Here is a 23,275-nt window from a genome sequence, read left to right as displayed (position 1 = left end):
GAGATAAGAAACCAGATGAGGCCTCTTCTAAAATATTGGAAGAGGCCTCAATACATATAGGATAGGGAATGAGCCGAGTTATTAAAATTTCATGCCGACTCCAAAGCCGAGCAGGAATGGGTTGATGTCAACTTTTGCCGGTATGGATAGGTTGGGGGCGAGGTTTGACGCATCCACATTGACATCGGTCTTTAAAAGAATATACTTAGCATCTAAATTCACGAAATATTTTTCAGATAGCTTAAAATCAATTCCCAGTTGAGTCGCAAAGCCGAAAGCATTATCATATTTTACATTTTTAACCGTCTGCCCCGCATTGACGCTATAGAATATGGTGTAATTTATTCCCGCTCCTACATAGGGTTTAATGGCACCGTCGGGGAGGAAGTGATATTGCGCTGTCAGTGTGGGAGGGAGGAGCCATACACTCCCAAGATCCACATTGCTGGATGGACTGCCACCAATGGCAGTTAAATTCGAACCTGTTGTATTAACTTTATGTTTTGTAGTCCCAAGGATCAATTCCGCCGCAATGTTTTTTGTGAAGAAATAGGTGAAGTCAAGTTCAGGGATAAATTTCGTATTGATGTCGACGTCTCCGCCTATGGTATTAATCTTGGCCGATTCGTTTGGCATGACTGTCACACCTCTGAGTCTCATTTGCCAGCGTTGATTAGGGATTGTTTGTGCCTGTAAACTTAGTGCGCCTAGGGTAAGTGTTAGTGCAATTAAAAGTAGCTTTTTCATATCATTAAGGGTATTTTGTTTGCTGTAAAACTATTGCTAAAATCACGGCAAAAGAGTGACGATAATCAGGTTGAAAAATGAATGATACGATGTTTTTCCTATTGCAGATGATGTACCTTTATAAATTACTGTTGTAAAAAATAGGAAAGTATGGGTAGGTGTAAATCCGCTGTAATAGTTTTTCAAGCCACATTGGGATAATAGGCCTATTACACGCATTTGTCTCGCCTGAGCACGAGCAAACGTTATGAAAGTATGTCATTCGCGCAACTGCGGATTGTGCACCAGAATAACTACTAGGAGAGTTGGGGGCAAGAGGGGACCGGAGTTTCGTTTAGCAGGGTTAATGGGGATACAAATCCGGCATGTCAATGCATATTGAATGGAATAGGAATGCTTCTAAAATAGAACAGGTCGGAATAAATCCGACCTGTTCTATTTTAGGAGTTACGGTTTTACGCATTTTTCTTCACTTCCTTACCCCAGGAGTCTTTTAATGTAACCGTACGGTTAAAGACTAGATGGTCTGGCGTTGACTGTGTGTCTAATGTAAAATAACCCAATCGTATAAATTGATATCCCTTTCCAGGCGTAGCGTTAGCCAGATCCGGTTCAATGTAAGCACGTTGGATAATATGTAAACTTTCAGGGTTGATCGATGCTTTAAAATCTTCTGCAGCGGCAGGATTTTCATCATTGAACAATCTGTCGTACAACCTTACTTCGGCTTCTTTCGCATGTGGAACCGAGATCCAATGGATTGTTCCTTTAACTTTTAATCCTGAAGTATCTTCTCCTGATTTTGAGTTTGGAACATAGGTACAATGAACTTCCGTCACGTTTCCGTTTTCATCTTTCACAAAATCATGACAGGTAACGATGTAAGCATGTTTCAAACGTACGGAAAGCCCAGGGCCCAAACGGAAGAATTTTTTTGGTGCATCTTCCATAAAATCATCGCGCTCTATCCAGAGCTCTTTTGAAAATGGAATGGAGCGTGAACCTTCACCGCCTTCGACTTCAGGGTTATTCTCACCAATAAGATCCTCTACCTGACCATCAGGATAGTTTGTGATCACCAATTTGATTGGATCAAGGACAGCCATTCTGCGCCATGCCGTTTTGTTGAGATCCTCACGGATACAGAATTCCAAAAGACTGACATCGATCATGTTTTCACGTTTTTGAACACCGATTTTTTCACAGAAGTTGCGGATACTCGCCGGTGTATACCCCCTTCTGCGCAATCCTGAGATCGTAGGCATGCGCGGGTCGTCCCAGCTTTCAACAAACTTATCATTGACCAGTTGCAGTAATTTACGTTTACTCATGACAGTATAGGTCATATTCAAGCGTGCAAATTCGTATTGTTTGGAAGGGAAAATCTCCAATTTATCTATACACCAATCATAAAGTGGGCGATGTGGAATAAATTCCAATGTACAGATGGAGTGTGTAATTTTCTCAATGGAGTCTGATTGGCCATGTGCAAAATCATACATCGGATAGATACACCATTGATTCCCCGTTCTGTGGTGATGAGCGTGCTTGATGCGGTATAATAAAGGGTCGCGCAAGTGCATATTTGGGCTAGCCAAATCAATCTTTGCCCGAAGTACTTTTTCGCCATCTTGGTATTTACCGGCGCGCATATCTGCGAATAAGGTCAAATTTTCATCAATAGACCTGTCGCGATATGGTGTCGGAACACCGGGTTCTGTTGGGGTACCTTTTGCTGCTGCAATTTCTTCAGCAGTGCTGTCGTCCACATAAGCTAGACCTTTTTTTATTAGCTCAACGGCATAACGATATAGTGTCTCAAAATAATCTGAAGTATATAATTCCTCTGCCCACTGGAATCCAAGCCATTGAATATCTTTCTTGATGCTTTCAACATACTCGGTATCCTCAGTGACAGGGTTAGTGTCATCAAAACGTAGATTAGTCTTGCCATTATACTGCTGTGCTAATCCAAAATTCAAGCAGATGGATTTGGCGTGACCAATGTGGAGGTAACCATTTGGCTCAGGAGGAAAACGTGTCAATACACGTCCGCCATGCTTTCCTGTTCGAAGATCCTCTTCGACAATTTCCTCGATAAAATTTAATGATTTTTCTTCACTCATAATACAAAGTTAATTATTCGTAGCGAGATATTAGCTAGGAGATCGTAGATATTCGCCTTAGTATGAGTGATTGAATGTGCTGGCTGTATCGGTAAGAATGGGAAGACGTAATAAGGTTTGGACCCACAATAAAAAAGGGACGAAATTTCGTCCCTTTTTACCGATTTTTATTACTACGCTATTTATAAGCGAAGACTTCACCTAGCTCGTCATTATTGGTAAACGTACAGTGTTGATCGATCAATTCTCCAGTGCCGATATTGATAATCATGCCGTGTACGGCAAGATCATCACGCTCTTTCCATGCATTTTGAATGATTGACGTCGCGCACAGATTGAAAACTTGCTCTTGTACATTGAGCTCGATTAAACGATCTACTTTTTTATCATGCTCTTGGATCGCATCAATCTCTGCACTGTGTAAGCGATATACATCTTTGATATGACCCAACCAGTTGTCAATAATACCGTACTGCTTGCGGCTTAAAGAGGCTGCTACACCACCACAGCCATAGTGACCTGCGATAATGACATGTTTTACTTTCAAAACATTGACCGCATAGTCTAAGACGGAAAGCATACTCATATCGGAGTGAATGACCATGTTGGCAATATTACGATGAACGAATACCTCTCCAGGCTTTGTACCTGTCAATTCATTTGCAGGTACTCGGCTATCGGCACAACCGATCCAAAGAATTTCTGGATTTTGACCTTTAGAAAGCTGTTGGAACCGCCCTGTAGCATCATTCTTTACAAACTCCATCCACTCTTTATTTCCCTTAATGATATTGTCAAATCCTATTTTTAAATCTTTATTTTCCATATTCTTCTTATTTCACTCTTGCCCGAAGGCATCGTTTCAATTTTATTATAATAATACAAATGTCTAAATTCATTGTTTACTTCAAACAACTTATTTTTATTGAATAGCTGTTCTTGCTATTCAATAACCGTCTCTCCCCCATTTCAATCCAGCTTGCTAGCCGACCAATGGAAGGGAATGGCTTACGAGATACGTCAAAGGTCCGTATCCTATGAAGGTTTCTTATACACCACCTGCAAAAGTTCGATGTCTTTGCCTTTACTTCTGGCATTCTGTTCAAAATCTTTGATGACTTCGATGACATCCTTGTCTATAAATTTACTGAATGTCCCATCGATTCGGATCTTACTGATCGATTTTGGTAAGCTGTACAATTTTTGTTGGATAGGAACCTTGTTCAAAAATGATACTTCCTCCGCTAATGTAATGACAGCCTTATCTTCTTCATTGTCTTTTTCAATATTATATTTAAAAGCATTTTTCATATTGGCTCTTAAGATATAGAATGTCGCCACGACAATACCTATCCCTACCCCCATAAGGAGATCGGTAAACACAATCGCTACAATGGTGACAAAAAATGGGATAAATTGATCTAAGCCTTTTTTGTACATTGAGGTGAATAGACTTGGTTTAGCCAATTTATATCCTGTATGGAGAAGGATGGCCGCCAGACAGGCCAAAGGAATCATGTTCAGCATTGTTGGGATAGCGAGCATAGCGACCAATAGCCATATACCATGCATGATGGCAGATTGCCTTGTTTTTCCGCCTGCATTGACGTTTGCTGATGAGCGTACAATTACGGAGGTCAACGGCAGACCGCCCAGAAGTCCACTGGTCATATTTCCGATGCCTTGTGCAACAAGTTCGCGGTTGGTTGGCGTATTTCTTTTGTAGGGATCTATTTTATCAACGGCCTCGATGCTCAATAAAGTCTCTAAACTTGCAATAATTGCAATCGTAAATGCAGCTATCCACACATCTTTGTTGACAATCTGTGTAAAGTCCGGGAGGGTAAATAATCCTGTGAATTCAGCAAAAGAACCGACAATAGGGACTAGTACAAATTGCTTGTCATGCAACTGGAATGCTGAGCCGTTGAAAAGATAAGCTAAACTTACGCCTAGCATCACGACAACCAATGGGGCTGGCACCTTGTTGAGCTTTGGAATAGATGGCCAAAAGATTAGGATCGCCAATGACGAGGCGCAAATGATCAATGCACCAAAGTTGATCGCAGAGGCTATCGTGTCAAAATAGGCACCGATACCATGACCATTGTCCATTTCGAAGGCATGTGTTTCCACTAAGCCCAATGCCAAAGGAATCTGCTTCATGATAATTGTGATGCCGATCGCAGCAAGCATACCGACAATGACTGCTGAAGGGAAATAGTTTCCGATCATCCCTGCTTTTAATATACCGAGAATAACTTGTACTACACCGGCAATCACGACGGCAAGTAGAAAGGTTTCATATGCCCCTAGGCTCTGAATAGCACCTAAGACAATAACTGTAAGACCAGCAGCTGGCCCACTTACACTGAGTGGTGATTTACTGATTGAAGCGACAACGATTCCACCAATTACACCAGTCAATAATCCTGCAAACAATGGCGCACCAGAGGCCATTGCAATTCCCAAACATAATGGAAGTGCCACCAAAAACACCACAACACTAGCAGGGAAGTCATATTTTAAGTCTCTTTTCGATAGTTTCAGAAAAGCCGACGTACGAGTTCCAAACATAAAATTTGTGTTTATCTGTAAAAAATTTTCATCAGGCGACCTTTAACTGGCGTTGTATCATGTATACCGTTTGGCGTTCAACAGCATAACAAAGCGTTAGTGCCGAGCCAAATCAACGATAACATCAACAGAGCCAAAGCCGATTACTTCAGAAAAATCAAAGATTACCGCACATACTTTACCTTTAGCATGCGGGTTGACGGGATACATCCCTAGGGATGCCTTTATGAATAGTTAGGAGGCGGTGTTGGAACCGTAGGATGGAAAGCTAAAATGCTTTTCTCATTTTTAAGATAATTCTTCTGTTTTCCTTGGTTCTCAACGAGAATGGTTTCAAATACAATAGGTTCTTCTGTTTTTGTATTGAAAAATTTTGAGGCAGTTTCAAGTGTATCATTACTTGCGCCGTTATTGTTTTCGATTTCCAGTTGTAAAACGACCTGTAAGATGGTACTTTGATCTAAGCTGTTTGAAAAAATAGGCGAAATAGAGATGGCCATCTTTGTGAAAAAGATGATAGCACAAAGGAATGCTGCCACAAATCTAAACTGCTTATTTAACATTTTTTATTACCTTTAATCTTACTGTTTACATCGTAAAAATAGTAATTCTATGTTAAATTCAAATTAATAGTGCACTAAAAATAAAATTTGGCACGAAATTGTGACGAAGAGATTATTTTTTGAAAAGTTTTCAATTTTTATTGATTTATAAATATTAAGCCTTTTGTATGGCAAATAAAGAACAATTTATAGAGAAGGTTCAAGCTTCCTATAATCCCAAAGGAGCGTTTATCTATCTGGGAGCGGGAATGCTTAATGGCGAAATTCTGGCAGAGGCAAAAGTGAATTTAGCCTTGAAAATGATGAACCGTCACGGACTTATTGCAGGGGCTACCGGAACCGGTAAAACACGTACGCTACAATTGATCGCTGAACAATTGTCGGATGCCTCTGTACCAGTATTTATGCTGGATGTTAAAGGTGACCTATCGGGCCTAGCAGTGCCAGGGGTGACCAACCAAGCCCTTATTGATCGGGGAAATGCCGTGGGGGTGCCGTTTGAGCCATCGTCGTTTCCGGTAGAACTGTATTCACTGTCCGGCAATAAGGGGATTCCGATGCGGATTACTGTAGAAGATTTTGGGCCCGTCTTGTTGGGCCGGATACTCGAACTTAATGAAACACAGACCGGCGTATTGGCTGCGATGTTCAAATATGCACAGGATCACCAAATGCCGTTGATTGATTTCTCAGATACGAAGAAACTGCTTACTTACCTTTCTGAAGGACCCGGCAGCGAAGAAATCAAAGGTGATTATGGTAAGATTAGTTCGGCAAGCTCGGGAACCATCCTGCGTAAGATCGTCGCATTGGAACAGCAGGGGCTAGCGCATATCTTTGGTGAGAAAGAATTTGATATTAACGATCTATTTCAGAAGGTAGATGGTAGGGGTGTGATTAGCCTATTGAATATTTCTGACGTGCAAGATCAGCCGGTGCTTTATTCTACATTCTTATTGAGCTTATTGGCACAGCTATTTAAAAATATGCCTGAGGTGGGTGACTTGGACAAACCCAAGTTGGTCTTCTTCTTTGATGAAGCCCACCTGCTGTTCAATGGGGCTCCTAAAGCCTTTTTGACTCAAGTGGATCAAATCATTCGCCTTATCCGTTCGAAGGGGATCGGCGTTTTCTTTTGTACACAGTCTCCAACCGATGTACCTGAATCTGTATTGGCCCAGCTGGGTAACCGTGTGCAACATGCATTGCGTGCCTTTACGCCCAACGATGCTGAAAATTTAAAGAAGACTGTAAAAACCTATCCAAAATCCGATTTTTATGAAATTGATCAGGTCCTGACTTCTTTGGGTACTGGACAGGCATTAATCACAGTATTGAATGATAAAGGTATTCCTACAGAGGTTGTCGCTACACATTTGGTGCCGGCGCGTGCAGTTATGGGACCTGCAGATGATGCAACGGTTAGCCAAATTATCAATCAGTCTGATTTGCGGGCAAAATATCAGGAGCGACTAGAAAATCGCTCTGCGGCTGAAATCATAGACGAAAGAATGCAGGCTGCAGCACAGGAAGAACAACGCGCGGCCCAGGAAAAAGAAGCGGAAAAAGCAAGTCGGCCAAGCTCCAGAAGACAGACACCTCTAGAAGCTGCCCAACGAACAGCAACAACGACCTTAGCAAGAGAGGGAGTTAAGTTTTTGGGCAAACTAGCGACGGGTTTATTAAACGCATTCTTAAAAAAGAAATAATACTAATTTTTGGATTCTTTTCGTTTCAATACTATACCTTTGAAGGCGGAGCCGAACTTAGCTAAATTTGCTTTTGAGGGCAATTTTAGCTAAGTTTGCGGACGAAAAGAAAATTCTATTAACGCAATTAAATATGAGTAAACCAACCCTTTTGATTTTGGCAGCAGGAATGGCTAGCCGGTATGGTTCTTTAAAACAAGTAGATGGTTTTGGCCCACACGGCGAGACAATTATTGACTATTCAATTTACGATGCTATTCGCGCAGGATTTGGAAAAGTTGTATTCATTATCCGGGAAGAATTTCTGGAAAAGATGAAAACAGTATTTGATGAAAAATTGAAAGGTAAAATAGAAGTAGATTACGCTTTTCAAGATTTTGACCTAACAAAATTCGGTGTTAATCACGTTATCGAAAGAACAAAACCTTGGGGTACTGCCCATGCGGTGATGAGTGCTAAAGATAAAGTGCATGAACCATTTTGTGTAATCAATGCAGACGATTTCTACGGATCGGATTCTTTTCAGAAAATGGCCGAGTTCTTAACAACCGAGGTTTCTGATCAACAAATGTCGTTGATGGGCTTCCAGGTTGGAAATACCATGTCCGATTATGGCTACGTTTCACGCGGAGTATGTGAGGTTACCCCTTCTGGACATATGGAAAGTGTAACTGAACGTACAAATATATACTACAAAGGCGAAGGCGACGATCGCAAAATCGTTTATGAGGAAAATGGGGTGGAGACAGATCTAGATCCTAAAACCCGTGTTTCGATGAACTTCTGGGGTTTTACACCAAAGATTTTCGAAGTAGCCCAGGCGATGTTCCCTGCATTTGTTGAGGAAAATAAGGAAAATTTAAAAGCAGAATTTTTCATTCCTTCTGTACCAGATTATATGGTGAAGCATAAATTGGCTGATTTTAAGGTAATCCCAACTTCTTCGAAATGGTTTGGCGTAACTTATAAGGAAGATAAACCTATCGTACAAGAATCAATTTCAAAATTGGTGGCTGATGGAGTATATCCAGAAAAGTTATTTTAAGAGCTAAAAGAAATAGCTTATCTTTCACCTGTATTGTCAAGCAATACAGGTTTTTTTTTGACCTGTGCGCTAGATTACTTGAGCGGAAATAAATCTTTGATGAAAAAAATTCTTAAAGTGTTTGGTTATCTTATTTTAGGATTGTTGTCTTTTTGTGTGCTCTATATTGTTGCTGAATACAGTTTGTCAAGAATTTCGGCTCCAAGGAAAAATATAGACGAAGAGAAGACGATTCAGGTTTTTGTTCAGTCCAATGGTGTTCATACCGATATCGTATTGCCTGTCGTTAACGAAGAGATGGACTGGTCGCAACTATTTCCTTATGGGAATACGGTGGGGAAACATAGCGGATATCGGTATGTCGGTATCGGTTGGGGGGATAAAGGATTCTATTTGGATACACCAGAATGGAAGGATCTTAAAGCATCGACGGCCTTTGTGGCTGCCTTTGGATTAGGGGAGTCTGCCATTCATGTGACCTACTACAATTCGGTTCAGCAAGATGAATTATGTTTTGCTTATCAGATCAGTAAATCCCAATACCGTGATCTGATAAAATATATAGAAGATTCGTTGGATCGAAATCAAGCGGAAGCTATTTTGGTGAAAACAGATGCGCAGTATGGCGACTCAGACGCCTTTTACGAAGCAAAAGGAGCCTATAGCATGTTTTATTCGTGCAATACCTGGACCAATAATGCCTTAAAGAGAGCGGCGATGCCAGCAGGTATTTGGGCTACTTTGGACAAAGGAATCTTAAGTCACTATAAGGATAAGAAGTAGCTGGAAATGCATAAGTGTATTGCGGTGAAGGTTAAACGAGATAGTGAAAGTAATAGACATAAAAAAGCTCCGGGAATAATCCTGGAGCTTTTTTTATGAGGAGGAGTGATTATTTCACTTCTTCGTAATCTACGTCAGTTACATCATCACCACCTTGGTTTCCACCTTGAGCTTGACCTGCATCACCTTGAGGTTGTTGTGCACCACCTTGAGAAGCAGCGTACATTTCTTCAGAAGCAGCATTCCAAGCATTTTGCAATTCTTCAGAAGCAGCATCGATATCAGCAAAGTTTTTCGCTTCGTAAGCAGCTTTTAATTTTGTTAAGCCAGCTTCAATTGGCGCTTTTTTATCTGCTGAAATTTTATCGCCATATTCTTTCAATTGTTTTTCAGTTGAGAAGATTAAAGCGTCAGCTGCATTTACTTTGTCAGCTTCTTCTTTTATTTTTTTGTCAGCATCAGCATTTGCTTCAGCTTCTTCTTTCATGCGTTTGATTTCGTCGTCAGACAAACCTGAAGATGCTTCGATACGGATGTTTTGTTCTTTTCCAGTCGCTTTATCTTTCGCAGATACTTTGATGATACCATTGGCATCAATATCAAAAGTAACTTCGATTTGAGGAACGCCACGAGGTGCTGGTGGAATATCGTTCAAATGGAAACGGCCGATTGTACGGTTTTGGTTTGCCATAGGACGTTCACCTTGTAAGATGTGAATTTCTACAGATGGCTGATTGTCTGAAGCTGTAGAGAACGTTTCCGATTTTTTAGTTGGAATTGTTGTATTTGCTTCGATCAATTTAGTCATCACACCACCCATTGTTTCAATACCCAATGAAAGTGGAGTAACATCCAATAATAAAACGTCTTTTACTTCACCTGTCAATACACCACCTTGGATCGCAGCACCTAAAGCGACAACTTCATCCGGGTTTACACCTTTAGAAGGCTCTTTTCCGAAGAATGCTTTTACAGCATCAACGATTGCAGGGATACGCGTAGAACCACCTACTAAGATAATTTCGTCAATATCAGATTTGCTAAAACCAGCATTTTTCAATGCAGACTCACAAGGAGCAATTGTTCTCTTGATCAAGTCAGCTGCCAAAGCCTCAAATTTAGCACGTGATAATGAACGAACTAAGTGTTTTGGACCAGTTGCATCTGCAGTGATATATGGCAAGTTGATTTCAGTAGAAGTTGCGCTTGATAATTCGATTTTCGCTTTCTCAGCAGCTTCTTTCAGACGTTGCAATGCCATTGGATCTTTTTTCAAGTCAAAGCCATTGTTTTCACTTTTGAATTCTTCATTTAACCAGTTGATGATTACGTTATCAAAGTCATCACCACCTAAGTGTGTGTCACCGTCAGTAGATTTAACTTCAAATACACCGTCACCTAATTCCAATACCGAAACGTCATGTGTACCACCACCACAGTCAAACACAACAATTTTCATGTCTTTGTGTGCTTTGTCCAAACCGTAAGCTAAAGCTGCTGCTGTAGGTTCGTTAATGATACGTTTTACAGATAAACCAGCGATTTCACCAGCTTCTTTTGTTGCTTGACGTTGTGCGTCGTTGAAATATGCAGGAACTGTAATAACAGCTTCAGTTACTTCTTGACCTAAGAAATCCTCAGCGGTTTTCTTCATTTTTTGAAGAATCATAGCAGAGATCTCTTGTGGTGTATATTTGCGGTCGTCAATTTCTACACGCGGTGTATTGTTGTCACCTTTAACGATTTTATAAGGTACGTGTTCAGCTTCTTTTACAGCTTCATCGTATGAAAGTCCCATAAAACGTTTGATGGAATAAATAGTTTTATGTGGGTTAGTAATTGCTTGACGCTTTGCTGGGTCCCCAACTTTGCGCTCGCCACCTTCTACGAAAGCTACGATCGAAGGAGTTGTACGTTTACCTTCGTTGTTCGTAATTACTACAGGCTCGTTACCTTCCATTACGGCAACACATGAGTTTGTAGTACCTAAGTCAATTCCTATAATTTTAGACATATCTTGTGTTTTAATTTTTTACTTAAATAAATTCTATCAGTCTATTATCAACCCTTATGCCAATCCAAAAGTTTTGTAAAAAAAACACTATTTGTCATCAATTTGTCCTTAGGTACTGCCAAACTGACATTTTCAATACACCAGTTGCTCTAATATCCTTTTTTTAGCTGACTCGTTTTGGCGATTGCGTGGCATATATCTGCCAAAGATTTCCGAAAATTCAGCAAGTTTCATTTTTTTTGATTTTTTATCCCGCCAATCAGAAGGAACAAGTTTATTGGTATAGGCGATATTTGTAGCCCAATATTGAATATGCATTTCAGGGATGACAAGACCCAATATCATGCCCGGGAGACCATGGCTTAATGCTGGTCCTGCCGATACTGGAATCTCTTCCGAATAGTAAGCGATCAGATAGAGTGAGTCTTTGGTAGCACCATTGACTCTGCGGCAGTTTACTCCGGCGATATTTCGGAATTCCTCCGTGAAACGCCAAGTAATGCTGTCCAAAGTTTCCGAAAGAATATATTTTTCGTCGATGTCAAGCTGAATGTCTGCTGTGCCGGTTTTCAGATCCTGGTAGAGGACTTTGCCGTTCTTGTTGGCGCCACCCCTAAATTGCCCTCTTTGGTTTCCTCCGATTCGGACCGCACCCTGAGATCTGCCCCCTCTGACTGTGCCCGAAGTTATAGTAGGTGCGGCCATTTTGACTTCACCACGTTGTTTTTCGTTAACTACGCTTTCCTCAGGCATCAACACGGTAGAATTCTCATCAAAGTAGAAGTTTAATTTTTCCGTATGTGAATCCGGCATCTTGTCGAGATATTCCATCATGCCCATCCCTCTGTCCATTCCTTTCGAGCTCATGTCGTTGGATAGCTGCCGCATGCGTGCTTTTGTGTACGTGACTTTGTCAAAACTGATCGTACCCCTACTTCCAAAATAGGCATATTGTGCCTGAAGCGATAAACCACACAGGCAGCAGATGATAACGGTCAAATATATTTTTTTAATCATTTCCTTTCCCTAGATATTTGTTGAAATCCCATTTTACACCGACCAAAAAATATTGTGTCAATACCTGTTGAACGGACTCTGAATAGTTGGTGTCACTCGCGTTACGACGTGTGTTGTTAAATGTATTGAACAGGTCAAAGGCCTTTAAGCTGAGTGTCATACTCTCATCTTTCAGTACTTTTTTCTCTAATTCAATATTGGTATAAAATTGATTGATTGATTTTTTATAAAGTTTCGTAGGTCCTGTATAGCTATAGTAAATGTTTGCCATGACATTAAACTTCTTCGGTAGAAAGTATTTGATGTACGCCGAACTCCCACCTTGAAAACTTGTTGCGTTGTATTGGGTGTTGATCGAGTTTTGCTGTACATTAAAACCAGCATTCGCCGAAAGATCAAAGTCGAATCCTTCTGAGTCCTGCTCATTTAAGCTAGAACCTAAACTAAAGTTGGTATTCTTTGCATTATTCAGCAGAAACTCGCCGCCGGACTGTCCGCCTTCAAATTTGGTATAGCTGTAGCTGTTGTTAAACCTGACGTTTGCACTCTTGTTAAAATTGATGCGACGATTGGCCAAAGGCTGCATATGATTGATATTCAAGCCGCCATTCCAGTTGGATTTACCCGATAGGTTTTCATAAGAACTGATTTGAGCCGAGTTGTCTAGTATGGTTGTTTTGTTGACAATAGGATTATTAACAAATGACAAGTTCCCGTTGATATTGATATTCGTTCCTTTCAATAAACTGAACGCGTTATAATTGGCCGAAATGTTATTGTTCACCGCGCGTTTTAGGTCGGGATTACCGACTTGTTGAAACAACGGATTGGTCTGAGGTTGCAGTGGTTGTAACTGATCAAACGATGGGATGATATTGGAACTTTGATAAGCTAAACGTATATTTTTGCTATTTGAAAGGCGATAATTGGCATCAACATTTAAATTGTTATCCCAGAAATTCCGGGCAAGATCAATTGATCTATAACTATCATTTAACTGTTGATTCTTGTAGAACGTACGGTTGGAAAAATTGATCTCCAACTTTTCTTTGCGATAGGAAAAGTGCACATTCACACCTTGATTGGTATTATTGTCGATCTGGTTTTGAGAATATAGTGAATCAAACTTTTGTGTAATATTGTTTATTGAATTTTGGGTATTTGTACTCTTCGAATGATTGAAGCTGTAGCCTAAAGCCAGATTGATATAGTCACTGATACGGTTGTTGAAATTGATCGAAGAGTTGAAGTCATTGCCTTTATTCCGGCCATGTCGCGTTTGGTTGATAATTGTACTATCCCCGGTTTTGTAAAAATAAGTCCGTGAATTGACTTTACTCTCTGAATCTGACTCTTTGTGATTATTGCCGACCATCACATTTAAAGAACGCCCCGCTTTTAATCGTTTTCTATAATTTAGGCGAAAATTATTGTTGGAACTTGAGGAGTTCGATTGATTGTTCTCCCTAAAGTCACTGATTGGGTTGCCCGATCCATCGCCCGTTTTGCTGTCTGTATAAGTTAGATTAGCGTTGGTAGCCCAATTGGCATTGGATTGGAGTTCCATATTTTGCGTGGAATCCAGTCGCATGTTAAGGTTTGATCTGAAACCATTACTTCGGCTATGTCTCTCGCTATCGTTTTTACTGTTTTTTTCCTGAATGGATTGATCAGGCAGCACATTTTTATTGTAAGTCTCCGAGTGGTTCTTGTTGCTGTTGTTGTCGTAACCATAGTTGGCGTTTACTTTTAAGGCCTTTTTGAAGAACTGATTTTCATAGTTTGCTCCAAGATTTGTATTCAGTGGTTCGCCCGTAATCTGGTTGTTCATCCGTAAAGAACCTTCACGACCACTTGAACTACCCATGTTATTGTGACTGCCCGTAATCCCAATTCGCTCGGTCTTATTAAATTTGGCCGCGAACAGATTTCCAGCATACAATCCTTTGGATCCCGCCAACGCCTCAATATTTCCAAAGACACCCTTTCTTGCTTTCTCCTTAAGTACTACGTTAACGGTTTGGATCCTTACGCCATCATCGATACCTGATAACTCGGCTTCCTCGGATTTCTTTTCATAGAGCTGGACCTTATCGACAGCATCTGCACGTACATTTCGAATGGCTATTTTGGGGTCATAACCAAAAAACTCCTCCCCATCGATAAACACCTTCTGTACAGATTTCCCTTGGGCAGTGATACTTCCGTCTCCCGTAACCGTAAAACCGGGGAGACGACGTAGTAAATCCTCTAACTTCGCATTCTTTTCCGTGGCAAAACTCGCCGCATCATATTCGATGGTGTCGCCTTTCAGTGTAATTGGAAGACGACGCGTAACAATCACCTCCTGTAAGACATTTCTTTGGGAATTTATTTTGATATCATGCAAGTCGAGATCTTTATCTGCAATTTGGATCGTATCACTGTAGAGTTCAAACTTGGGGTATGTGGCTAAAATAATGTAGCTTCCGGGCTTGATATTTTTTACCTGAAACTTTCCCTCTTCATTGGCTCTGTTAAAATAGCGAAGGACTGAGTCGCGGTTCAATAAAATAATTGAAGCATTGGTCAGAGGTTTGTCATCCGCCTTGTCCAGAATCCTCCCCTTGATGTTTATTTGGGCGTAGGCACTATTGAAGATGACAAATAGTAAAAGTATTAATTGAACTAATCTTTTCATGTACGGGTTGTATCTTTCAAATATAATTTACTTAATCGTTAATAAATGTAAAACATCTCTTCTGAATGTAAAATCTTTGGTATATAAGGTAGAGGAAATCACATTTTTTCTTGCTGTACATGTACTTTTTGAGCATCCTATTTTTTATTGCATTCAATACAGATTGTTGGCGGAAGGTTGTTTGAGAAAGTTGGAAGTAAAATTTACCTTTGCACAAAATTGGTATTATGACGTTTGAAAATTACTTACAACAATTCGAAGATATCTTAAATCATCCTGAGAATCACCCTACCTATCAAGATGATGAATATTATCAGTACACAAAAATGAACTGGACAAGAATGGGCCGTTGGTTAAAACGCTTCGAACCAACGTCGACTTTTGAACAATTTGTTGAGTCAATTACTGAAAAGCAACAATGGATCATTATTACTGAACCTTGGTGCGGGGATGCGGCGCATTCGGTACCTATGTTGGCGAAGATGGCCTCAAAAAATCCCAATATCACGGTGGATATCCAACTGCGTGATAGTGCTCCGTTTCTGATCGATTCTTATCTAACAAACGGAGGCAAATCTATTCCAATTCTGGTGATACGTAACGAACAGGGGCAGGATTTGGCTGTCTGGGGCCCAAGACCTCAAGCCTGCCAGGAGCTGTTTTTGCATATGAAAGCGCAAGGGGCAGATTTCTCCGAAATCAAAGAGGAGATTCAAAAGTGGTACAATGCCGATAAAGGAACCGAAATCCAAAAGGAAATCCAGGCACTGCTCGAAAAATAAGAAAATTACATCCTTATAATAGACTGGCAATTTTTAAGTTTAACCGGATCATCATCTCAGGAATAGACCTGGTCTTTCCTGAGCATGGTTTGAAAAACTGCTGTTAAACCCGGAGCTATTTAAACCTATTTCCAGGTAAGATAAGTATACGATATTCGGAGATTAGTCGGAGCTTGTTCGGTACTTCCTCGGTACTTGTTCGGTACTTCTTCGGTTGCAAGCGAAGAAGTACCGCTGAAGCTACGTTTCATGTCCGTCGCTAATCCCTGTAAAGGCTGAAGTTATCTGACTCTTGCTATTGTCTAGTTCCAGCTTATTTTGGACCTATTTTCGGCGTAACGTAATTTCTTTAGGGCAAATAGACCTAATGTCGCCTTTGCGAAAGATCAAAAGATTTTAAGTAAAACGATCCAGTGTTTTTGTTAGCTTTATATGAATTATGGACCATTTTTATGGTGGCTTTTTCAGTTTGCTTGAGCGACAACTAAAACTAAAAAAATATGAATATTGAGGATCTAAGAGATTATTGTTTATCGATTGGGCCGGTGATGGAGGAGACTCCCTTTGGGCCAGATACATTGGTATTTAAGGTAGGTGGTAAGATTTTTTTGTTGGTAGGCCTGGATCAGGTTGATGGGTTACGATTTAATGTTAAGTGTAACCCCGAAAGGGCCATTGAATTGCGGGAACGTTATGAGCATACCGTACTGCCGGGCTATCACATGAATAAAAAGCACTGGAATACCGTGGTTGCCAACCAAGAGATTGATGATAGAAAGCTGGAGGAATTGATTTTACACAGCTATCAGCTTATTGTTGAAAGTCTGCCCAGTAAAATCAGATCGGAAGTCAAAGGGCTATAACCGGACTTTGCGTGTAAAGAATTAGTTGTCTATTCAGAAAAAGTCGTTTAAATGACTTTTTTTGAGGCTAGGATTGGTAGCTTTGCTAAAATCAGTGCATTGCTCAAAGCATTGGTCGATAAATTTACACTAAATATTATTTTTATGAAACGAACACGAAGTTACTCGTGGATAATCTGTTTTATGCTTCTTTTCAGTTTGGGAAGTTGTATAAAGGAAGAAGCGCTCAATATGGAAGCGGATATTATCGCTGTTCATGCCGATGAAGATATCTTTTTGCTGAACCCGGTCATCTCAAATACGCAAGTTACACTTTACCTTCAGCCCAATATTCATGATCTTACCAAATTGAATATGACTTTTGACCTGACTCCTGGTGCATCCATTGAGCTTTTGAAGGATTCTTTGAAAATGCCTGCCGGAACTCAGGATATGAATAAAGTAATTATTGATGAATTGCTAAAAAACGGCGTATATTATAAAGTTACGTCCGAAGATCATCAGTTTACAAAAAACTACCTGATTAAAATTGTGAAAACAGATGGTGGATTTGTTCCAACAGCATATGGTTTTGAAGATACGGCGATTGATAAGGATGATAAATACACCATATTTTATAATAAAATTGATGGCCAGGATTTCTATAATTGGGCTTCCGGAAATCCAAGTTTCTCCTTGACATTGAGCTTAGGAGGAGGTACCAAGGACCCCGAATCATATCCCACTAAAACGAGTTCGGATGCACATTCAGGATCGAAAGCGGCTTTATTGGAAACGAAGTTGACCGGTGCTTTTGGGGCGATGTTCAAGAAACCTATTGCTGCCGGAAATCTTTTTATAGGAGCGTTTGATACAGGACCTGTATTGACAGACCCGCTATCGGCAACGCAGTTTGGCCTTCCTTTCAATCAGATACCGCTGGCCTTGGAAGGTTACTATAAGTATAGTCCTGGCGCAACGGTGACGGATGAAAACATGAAACCTGTTAATACCAAGGATTCCTGTGATATCTATGCGGTTTTCTATAATCGCAAGCAGCTTATGGACTCGCAATCTGATCCCAACAAGAAAGTTTCCTATTTGACGGGACATAATATTTTAAAAGATCCAAGTATTGTGGCTATTGCCAGGTTGGAAAATGGGGGCGCAACCAAGGCTGATGATTTTGTCAAGTTTACATTGCCATTTAAGTACACGGCGAAAGTAAACGAAGCTGATGTTGCCAATTTGGATTATAGCATTGCGATTGTAATGTCTTCGAGTAAATATGGTGATAATTTTATAGGTGCTGTCGGTAGTAAGTTGACGGTGGATGATCTCAAAATTGTAACGAAGAAGTAATGAAAATGATAAAATATACAATCGCACTGGCTGCGATGGTTTTGATAGGATCTATTGCCAATGCGCAGGAAAACACAGCGGATGAGGGTAAATTGGGTTTTGATGTGATAGTAGGCGGTAAGATCGGCGGCGCAGCCCCCCTATCATTGCCACGTGAAATTCGAAAGATTAAAAGCTATAATCCGAATGTTCCCTTTTTTGTCGGAGCAAGGGCAAACTATCATATTGATTCCCAATGGGGAGTATCTTTGGGAATCGTCTTCGAAGGAAAGGGAATGGATACAGAGGCGAGTGTTAAAGGATACAAGACGACATTCAATGCGGTGAATGATGCAAAAGAGGAGCTGAGAGGTTATTATACGGGTGATATCACAACAAAAGTACATAACCTGTATCTGACTGTTCCGATCCAAGCTACCTATCAGCTTTCAAGTCGTTGGAATGTACAGGCAGGTCCTTACATTTCTTTTGCGGTAAAAAAGGAATTCTATGGCGAGGCCTACAACGGCTATCTTAGGCATGAGGAGCCTACCGGAAATAAGATTGTTGTAGATAATGCTGATTATGATTTCTCGGAGAGTGTTAGAAGTATTGATGTTGGTATGAGTTTGGGCGCACATTATGCTATCGACAAAAGATTCTTTGCGTTGGCACAGTTGGATTATGGCTTCAATAATATTATGAAAACCGGATTTGAAAGTATTAGCTTTGGGTTACATAATATCTTTATGAATGTTGGTATAGGTTATAAATTGAAATAGCTTTAATATCCATAAAAAAGAAATGGCCGATCCTAGGATCGGCCATTTCTTTTTTTATACTGTTATGCTCATTTAAATGATGCGGAGTTTTACATTTTTAATCCGATTTCTCTTAAGCGTTCATCCAGGTACTGACCGGCGGTATAATCTTCGTAGGCCTTCGGGTGTTCCGCATCGATGCAGGAATCCAATGAAGCCAAACTCATGGCGGATTTTGGATGTAAAAAGAAAGGAATAGAAAAACGGGAAGTACCCATCTTCTCACGTGGTGGGTTTACTACGCGATGCGTAGTAGATTTCAACTTATTGTTTGTTAACCGTTGCAACATATCACCTACATTGATGACGATATCTTCACCCTTGGCTTTGATAGGAAACCATTCCCCGTCTTTTGTCATCACTTCAAGACCATCCGCACTAGCTCCAATCAATAAGGTGATGAGGTTAATATCTTCGTGGGCGCCTGCGCGTACTGCGTCAGGGGCTAAGGCGTCAGGATCGTTTATTGGGAAGTAATGGATAGCACGTAGAATAGAATTACCGTTGATGACATATTGTTCAAAGTAATTTTCTTCCAGATCGAGGTAGGTCGCGATCGCTTTCAATAAGTCGCGGCCTGTATCTTCTAGTTTTTTATAAACCTCAGCGGTTACGCCATTAAAGCGAGGAATTTCAGCTACTTCAGGATTGTCCGGAAAATCAGCTTTGGAATATTCTTCACCAACAATCGTTTGACCGCGTTGCCAGAATTCTTTTAAGTCAGGTGTTTTCGCGTCTTTGGCTTTTTCTCTTCCTTTTGCGGTATAGCCACGTTGACCTGCAAGTTCTGGAAATTCATATTTTTCCTTGATCTCAGTAGGCAAAGCAAAAAATTCAGGAACCACCTGATATAATTCCTCAATCAGCTCTTTTGATAAGCCATGATTTGCAATCGTTACAAAGCCTGTTTCATTGAAAGCTTTGCCAATATCTTGGATAAATTGATTTCGTTGTTCTTGGGTTCCTTGTGTATAATGTAGCAAGTCCAAGCGAGGTATGTTTACTAAAGCCATACAGTGTTGATGTTTGTTCAGGACAAAGTTAACGGAATTAATTTTGATTATTAAACAGGGACTGTTAATAAAAGTTTTGTGTTTCTGTTTATTTTGCTGTATGTCAGTGTTTAAAAGTTTTCCACATTTCACAATTGACGACAAGTATCGTTAGGTATGTATGCCGAATTATGCTGACGAACATATGACAAAATTTATAATTTCGAACTTGTTATTCTAATTGCTAACTGGTATATTTGTTATGCAAGCATAATAAATAGCTTGTGAGTACGCTTATGAACCAAAATCAGACAATCGATTATTTTTTAAAAACAGGCTGGCAGACAATAGCCAATAAATATAATCAAATTGCTTCGCAGTACGGTTTTACCCAGGCTGCGGGATATATTTTGATTAACATCCATAAAGAGGGTACACCTGTTTCTCAGATTGCAAATTTGACAGGAGTTAAAACAACTAGTTTGTCTCGGGTGTTGAATAATTTGGAGTCATTGGGATTTATATACCGCGAAACGAGTGAGACCGACAAGAGGTCCGTAAAAGTGTATTTAACCGAATTGGGGCGAGAGAAAAGACGGATTGCTAAAGATGTTGTTCGTAATTTCAATCAATATTTAGCGGACAATTTTTCAGAAAATGAACGGGATCAATTGATTGCTTCTTTAGCGAAACTCAATGAGCTCGCAACAAGTTACAAAGAAGAAGTAATCATCTAGGAATTAAACCAAATGTACAGAAGTGCATGATAAATATGTTATGATGAACAGAAATATTAGAAAAGTGGCAGTTCTCGGATCGGGTGTTATGGGCTCGCGAATTGCTTGTCATTTTGCTAACATTGGTGTTGAAGTTTTGCTGTTGGATATTGTTCCGCGCGAACTGCTTCCGGCAGAACAAGCCAAAGGCTTAACTTTGGAGAGTAAGATCGTTCGGGACCGAATTGTCAACAGCTCCTTAGAAACGGCTTTAAAAACAAACCCTTCGCCAATTTATAGCAAGTCATTTGTAAGACGTATCAAAACAGGGAATTTTGACGATAATCTAAAAGACATTGCTTCTGTGGATTGGATTATCGAGGTTGTCGTTGAGCGGCTCGATGTTAAAAAATCTGTTTTTGAGCGTGTTGAGCAATTTCGAAAACCTGGGACATTGATTACTTCCAATACTTCTGGTATCCCTATTCATTTAATGACAGAAGGGCGAAGTGAAGATTTTAAAGATCATTTCTGCGGCACACACTTCTTCAATCCGCCGCGCTATCTCCCTTTATTGGAAGTCATTCCAACACCGCATACCAAGCCCGAGGTTGTTGACTTTATACTTCACTTTGGTGACAAAATGCTGGGTAAATCGGTTGTGTTATGTAAAGACACTCCGGCGTTTATTGGTAATCGTATCGGTGTTTATTCGATGTTGGCGGTTACTCATTTAGTGGAACCTCTTGGATTGACCGTTGAGGAGGTCGACAAATATACCGGTCCTGCAATGGGGCATCCCAAATCGGCGACTTTTCGTACAGCCGATGTGGTAGGACTTGATACTTTGGTGAATGTTGCCAATGGACTGGCGCAGAATGCCCCAGAGGATGAAGCCAAAGGCGTTTTCCAGCTTCCTGCATTCATCAGCAAGATGGTCGAGAATAAATGGTTGGGAGAGAAAACCAAGAAAGGGTTTTATGAAAAAGTAAAAGCTGCCGATGGTAATTCGGAGATTTTATCTTTAAATCTAAAAACACTGGAATTTGGTTCACAGCAAAAAGTGAAATCCACTACTTTGGAAGCTACCAAGCCTGTGGAGGATATCCGCAAGCGGATGAAAGTATATGAACAAGGAACCGATAAAGCGGCGGAACTCTTCCGTGCCATGCATTATCCATTGTTTGAATATGTATCCCGCCGTGTTCCCGAAATTACAGATGACTTCTTCCGGATCGATGATGCCATGCGTGCTGGATTTGGTTGGGAGTTAGGACCATTTGAAGTATGGGATGCGCTAGGTGTTCGCGAGACCTTAGCTAAAATTAAGGCCGAAGAAAAACGACTTCCGGGTCAGGACGGGGAGGTTGCTTCCTGGGTACACGAGATGTTGGAAGCCGGATGTGAATCATTCTATAAAATAGAAAATGGTGTACGTCACTATTATGATATTGCGACCAAATCGTATAAAGCTATTCCCGGTACCGAAGATCTGATCGTATTGGATCACATCCGGGAAAGTAAGACAATCTGGAAAAATACGGGTGTTTCTATTATTGATCTGGGCGATGGTATCATTAATTGTGAATTTCATACCAAGATGAATACCATTGGTGGGGATGTTATCCAGGGATTGAATAAAGCCATTGACCTCGCTGAAAAAGAGTATCGCGGTTTAGTGGTGTCCAATGATGGAAAAAACTTTTCTGCTGGAGCCAATATCGGAATGATTTTCATGATGGCCGTAGAACAGGATTTTGATGAATTGAATATGGCCGTTCGTGCATTTCAAAATACATCCATGCGCTTACGCTATTCGTCAATACCTGTAGTCGTTGCGCCATTTCAAATGACGCTTGGTGGAGGCTGTGAATTCTCCATGCATGCCGATTTTGTTCAGGCTCATGCCGAAACCTATATGGGCTTGGTTGAACTGGGGGTTGGTGTTATTCCTGGTGGTGGCGGAACCAAAGAATTTACGCTACGTGCCTCGGAGGAATTTAAAGATGATCAAATTGTCCAAAATACGTTAAAAGATAAATTCCTGACTATTGGTCAGGCAAAAGTTTCGACTTCTGCCTATGAAGCCTATGAGCTCGGCTATTTGCAGAAAGATAAATTTGCAATCACCATGAATCGTGCCCGTCTTCTGGCGGATGCCAAGGCAAAGGCATTAGAGTTGGCAGATGAGGGGTATGTTCAGCCTGCTCCACGCAATGATATCAAAGTTTTGGGAAATCAAGGATTAGGAATCGTTTATGTGGGCGCTTCATCAATGCGTGAAGGCAATTACATCTCTGATTATGATCGTAAGATCTCAGAGAAACTAGGCTGGGTAATGTGTGGTGGAAATTTATCGTCACCGACGGAAGTGTCTGAACAGTATTTACTGGATCTTGAACGTAAAACATTCCTTGAGCTTTGTGCTGAACGCAAAACGCTTGAAAGAATTCAATTTATGTTGACCAAGGGTAAGCCTTTACGGAACTAGAACTCACTACTCACGAAAAAATTAAAAAT

The 23,275-nt window shown here is 40.5% G+C and carries 18 protein-coding genes; 9 read left to right on the top strand and 9 right to left on the bottom strand.

What is annotated here, in order from left to right:
- Window positions 1-81 precede the first annotated feature (81 nt).
- From B3600_RS08860 to B3600_RS08840, 5 genes are all read right to left on the bottom strand, one after another.
- On the bottom strand, window positions 82-747 hold the full coding sequence (locus tag B3600_RS08860; RefSeq protein WP_070570317.1) for an OmpW/AlkL family protein: 666 nt from the start codon (window positions 745-747) through the stop codon (window positions 82-84).
- Window positions 748-1,202: 455 nt separating this feature from the next.
- Window positions 1,203-2,873 (bottom strand): glutamine--tRNA ligase/YqeY domain fusion protein, encoded by a 1,671-nt coding sequence (locus tag B3600_RS08855; RefSeq protein WP_286752727.1) that lies wholly within the window; start codon window positions 2,871-2,873, stop codon window positions 1,203-1,205.
- A gap of 178 nt (window positions 2,874-3,051) precedes the next feature.
- Window positions 3,052-3,699 carry a carbonic anhydrase gene (locus B3600_RS08850; RefSeq protein WP_046673652.1) on the bottom strand — a complete coding sequence of 216 codons (648 nt, stop codon included), beginning with the start codon at window positions 3,697-3,699 and terminating at the stop codon, window positions 3,052-3,054.
- 209 nt (window positions 3,700-3,908) lie between these two features.
- Window positions 3,909-5,450 carry a SulP family inorganic anion transporter gene (locus B3600_RS08845; RefSeq protein WP_286752726.1) on the bottom strand — a complete coding sequence of 514 codons (1,542 nt, stop codon included), beginning with the start codon at window positions 5,448-5,450 and terminating at the stop codon, window positions 3,909-3,911.
- Between the two features lie 224 nt (window positions 5,451-5,674).
- A complete protein-coding gene (locus tag B3600_RS08840) occupies window positions 5,675-6,013 on the bottom strand; it encodes a hypothetical protein (RefSeq protein WP_053003623.1) in 339 nt (112 codons plus the stop codon).
- 167 nt (window positions 6,014-6,180) lie between these two features.
- Here B3600_RS08840 and B3600_RS08835 point away from each other — a divergent pair, with 167 nt between their 5' ends.
- From B3600_RS08835 to B3600_RS08825, 3 genes are all read left to right on the top strand, one after another.
- Window positions 6,181-7,722 carry a helicase HerA-like domain-containing protein gene (locus B3600_RS08835; RefSeq protein ID WP_286752725.1) on the top strand — a complete coding sequence of 514 codons (1,542 nt, stop codon included), beginning with the start codon at window positions 6,181-6,183 and terminating at the stop codon, window positions 7,720-7,722.
- A gap of 133 nt (window positions 7,723-7,855) precedes the next feature.
- Complete coding sequence (locus B3600_RS08830; protein ID WP_046673742.1) at window positions 7,856-8,767, top strand: sugar phosphate nucleotidyltransferase; 912 nt, start codon at window positions 7,856-7,858, stop codon at window positions 8,765-8,767.
- A gap of 99 nt (window positions 8,768-8,866) precedes the next feature.
- The gene (locus tag B3600_RS08825) at window positions 8,867-9,550 is read left to right on the top strand and encodes a TIGR02117 family protein (RefSeq protein ID WP_070570357.1); all 684 of its coding nucleotides are present in this window, start codon (window positions 8,867-8,869) and stop codon (window positions 9,548-9,550) included.
- 109 nt (window positions 9,551-9,659) lie between these two features.
- Here the strand turns inward: B3600_RS08825 and dnaK are convergent, their stop codons facing one another.
- The 3 genes from dnaK to B3600_RS08810 all read right to left on the bottom strand — a co-directional run bounded on the left by dnaK (window position 9,660) and on the right by B3600_RS08810 (window position 15,261).
- Window positions 9,660-11,564: a molecular chaperone DnaK gene (dnaK, locus tag B3600_RS08820; RefSeq protein ID WP_046673656.1), complete on the bottom strand. Its 1,905-nt coding sequence runs from the start codon at window positions 11,562-11,564 to the stop codon at window positions 9,660-9,662.
- Window positions 11,565-11,696: 132 nt separating this feature from the next.
- Window positions 11,697-12,581, bottom strand: coding sequence for a GLPGLI family protein (locus B3600_RS08815; RefSeq protein WP_286752724.1), 885 nt, complete (start codon window positions 12,579-12,581; stop codon window positions 11,697-11,699).
- Window positions 12,574-15,261 carry a TonB-dependent receptor gene (locus tag B3600_RS08810; protein ID WP_286752723.1) on the bottom strand — a complete coding sequence of 896 codons (2,688 nt, stop codon included), beginning with the start codon at window positions 15,259-15,261 and terminating at the stop codon, window positions 12,574-12,576. The genes B3600_RS08815 and B3600_RS08810 overlap by 8 nt, the downstream gene beginning before the upstream one ends.
- A 227-nt stretch (window positions 15,262-15,488) precedes the next feature.
- On the opposite strand from B3600_RS08810, the gene B3600_RS08805 reads away from it, so the two are divergent.
- The 4 genes from B3600_RS08805 (at window position 15,489) to B3600_RS08790 (ending at window position 19,008) form a co-directional block, all read left to right on the top strand.
- The gene (locus tag B3600_RS08805) at window positions 15,489-16,043 is read left to right on the top strand and encodes a thioredoxin family protein (RefSeq protein WP_046673658.1); all 555 of its coding nucleotides are present in this window, start codon (window positions 15,489-15,491) and stop codon (window positions 16,041-16,043) included.
- Between the two features lie 500 nt (window positions 16,044-16,543).
- Window positions 16,544-16,906, top strand: coding sequence for an MmcQ/YjbR family DNA-binding protein (locus B3600_RS08800; RefSeq protein WP_046673659.1), 363 nt, complete (start codon window positions 16,544-16,546; stop codon window positions 16,904-16,906).
- Window positions 16,907-17,050: 144 nt separating this feature from the next.
- Window positions 17,051-18,247: a PCMD domain-containing protein gene (locus tag B3600_RS08795; protein ID WP_286752722.1), complete on the top strand. Its 1,197-nt coding sequence runs from the start codon at window positions 17,051-17,053 to the stop codon at window positions 18,245-18,247.
- Between the two features lie 5 nt (window positions 18,248-18,252).
- Window positions 18,253-19,008 (top strand): porin family protein, encoded by a 756-nt coding sequence (locus B3600_RS08790; protein ID WP_286752721.1) that lies wholly within the window; start codon window positions 18,253-18,255, stop codon window positions 19,006-19,008.
- An 89-nt stretch (window positions 19,009-19,097) separates the two neighbouring features.
- On the opposite strand, the gene B3600_RS08785 is transcribed toward B3600_RS08790, so the two are convergent.
- Entirely contained in the window at window positions 19,098-20,060 is a 963-nt protein-coding gene (locus B3600_RS08785) for an isopenicillin N synthase family dioxygenase (RefSeq protein WP_070570303.1), read from the bottom strand.
- 275 nt (window positions 20,061-20,335) lie between these two features.
- Between B3600_RS08785 and B3600_RS08780 the strand changes: the two genes are divergently transcribed.
- Together B3600_RS08780 and B3600_RS08775 are read left to right on the top strand one after the other, a co-directional pair.
- The gene (locus tag B3600_RS08780) at window positions 20,336-20,776 is read left to right on the top strand and encodes a MarR family winged helix-turn-helix transcriptional regulator (protein WP_046673745.1); all 441 of its coding nucleotides are present in this window, start codon (window positions 20,336-20,338) and stop codon (window positions 20,774-20,776) included.
- Between the two features lie 40 nt (window positions 20,777-20,816).
- A complete protein-coding gene (locus B3600_RS08775; RefSeq protein ID WP_286752720.1) occupies window positions 20,817-23,246 on the top strand; it encodes a 3-hydroxyacyl-CoA dehydrogenase/enoyl-CoA hydratase family protein in 2,430 nt (809 codons plus the stop codon).
- The last annotated feature ends 29 nt before the right edge of the window (window positions 23,247-23,275 follow it).

Source organism: Sphingobacterium sp. UBA2480 (assembly GCF_002341965.1).
GTDB lineage: Bacteria > Bacteroidota > Bacteroidia > Sphingobacteriales > Sphingobacteriaceae > Sphingobacterium > Sphingobacterium multivorum.
The sequence above is the reverse complement of the archived record's forward strand: the minus strand, read 5'-3'. Positions and strand labels throughout refer to the sequence as shown.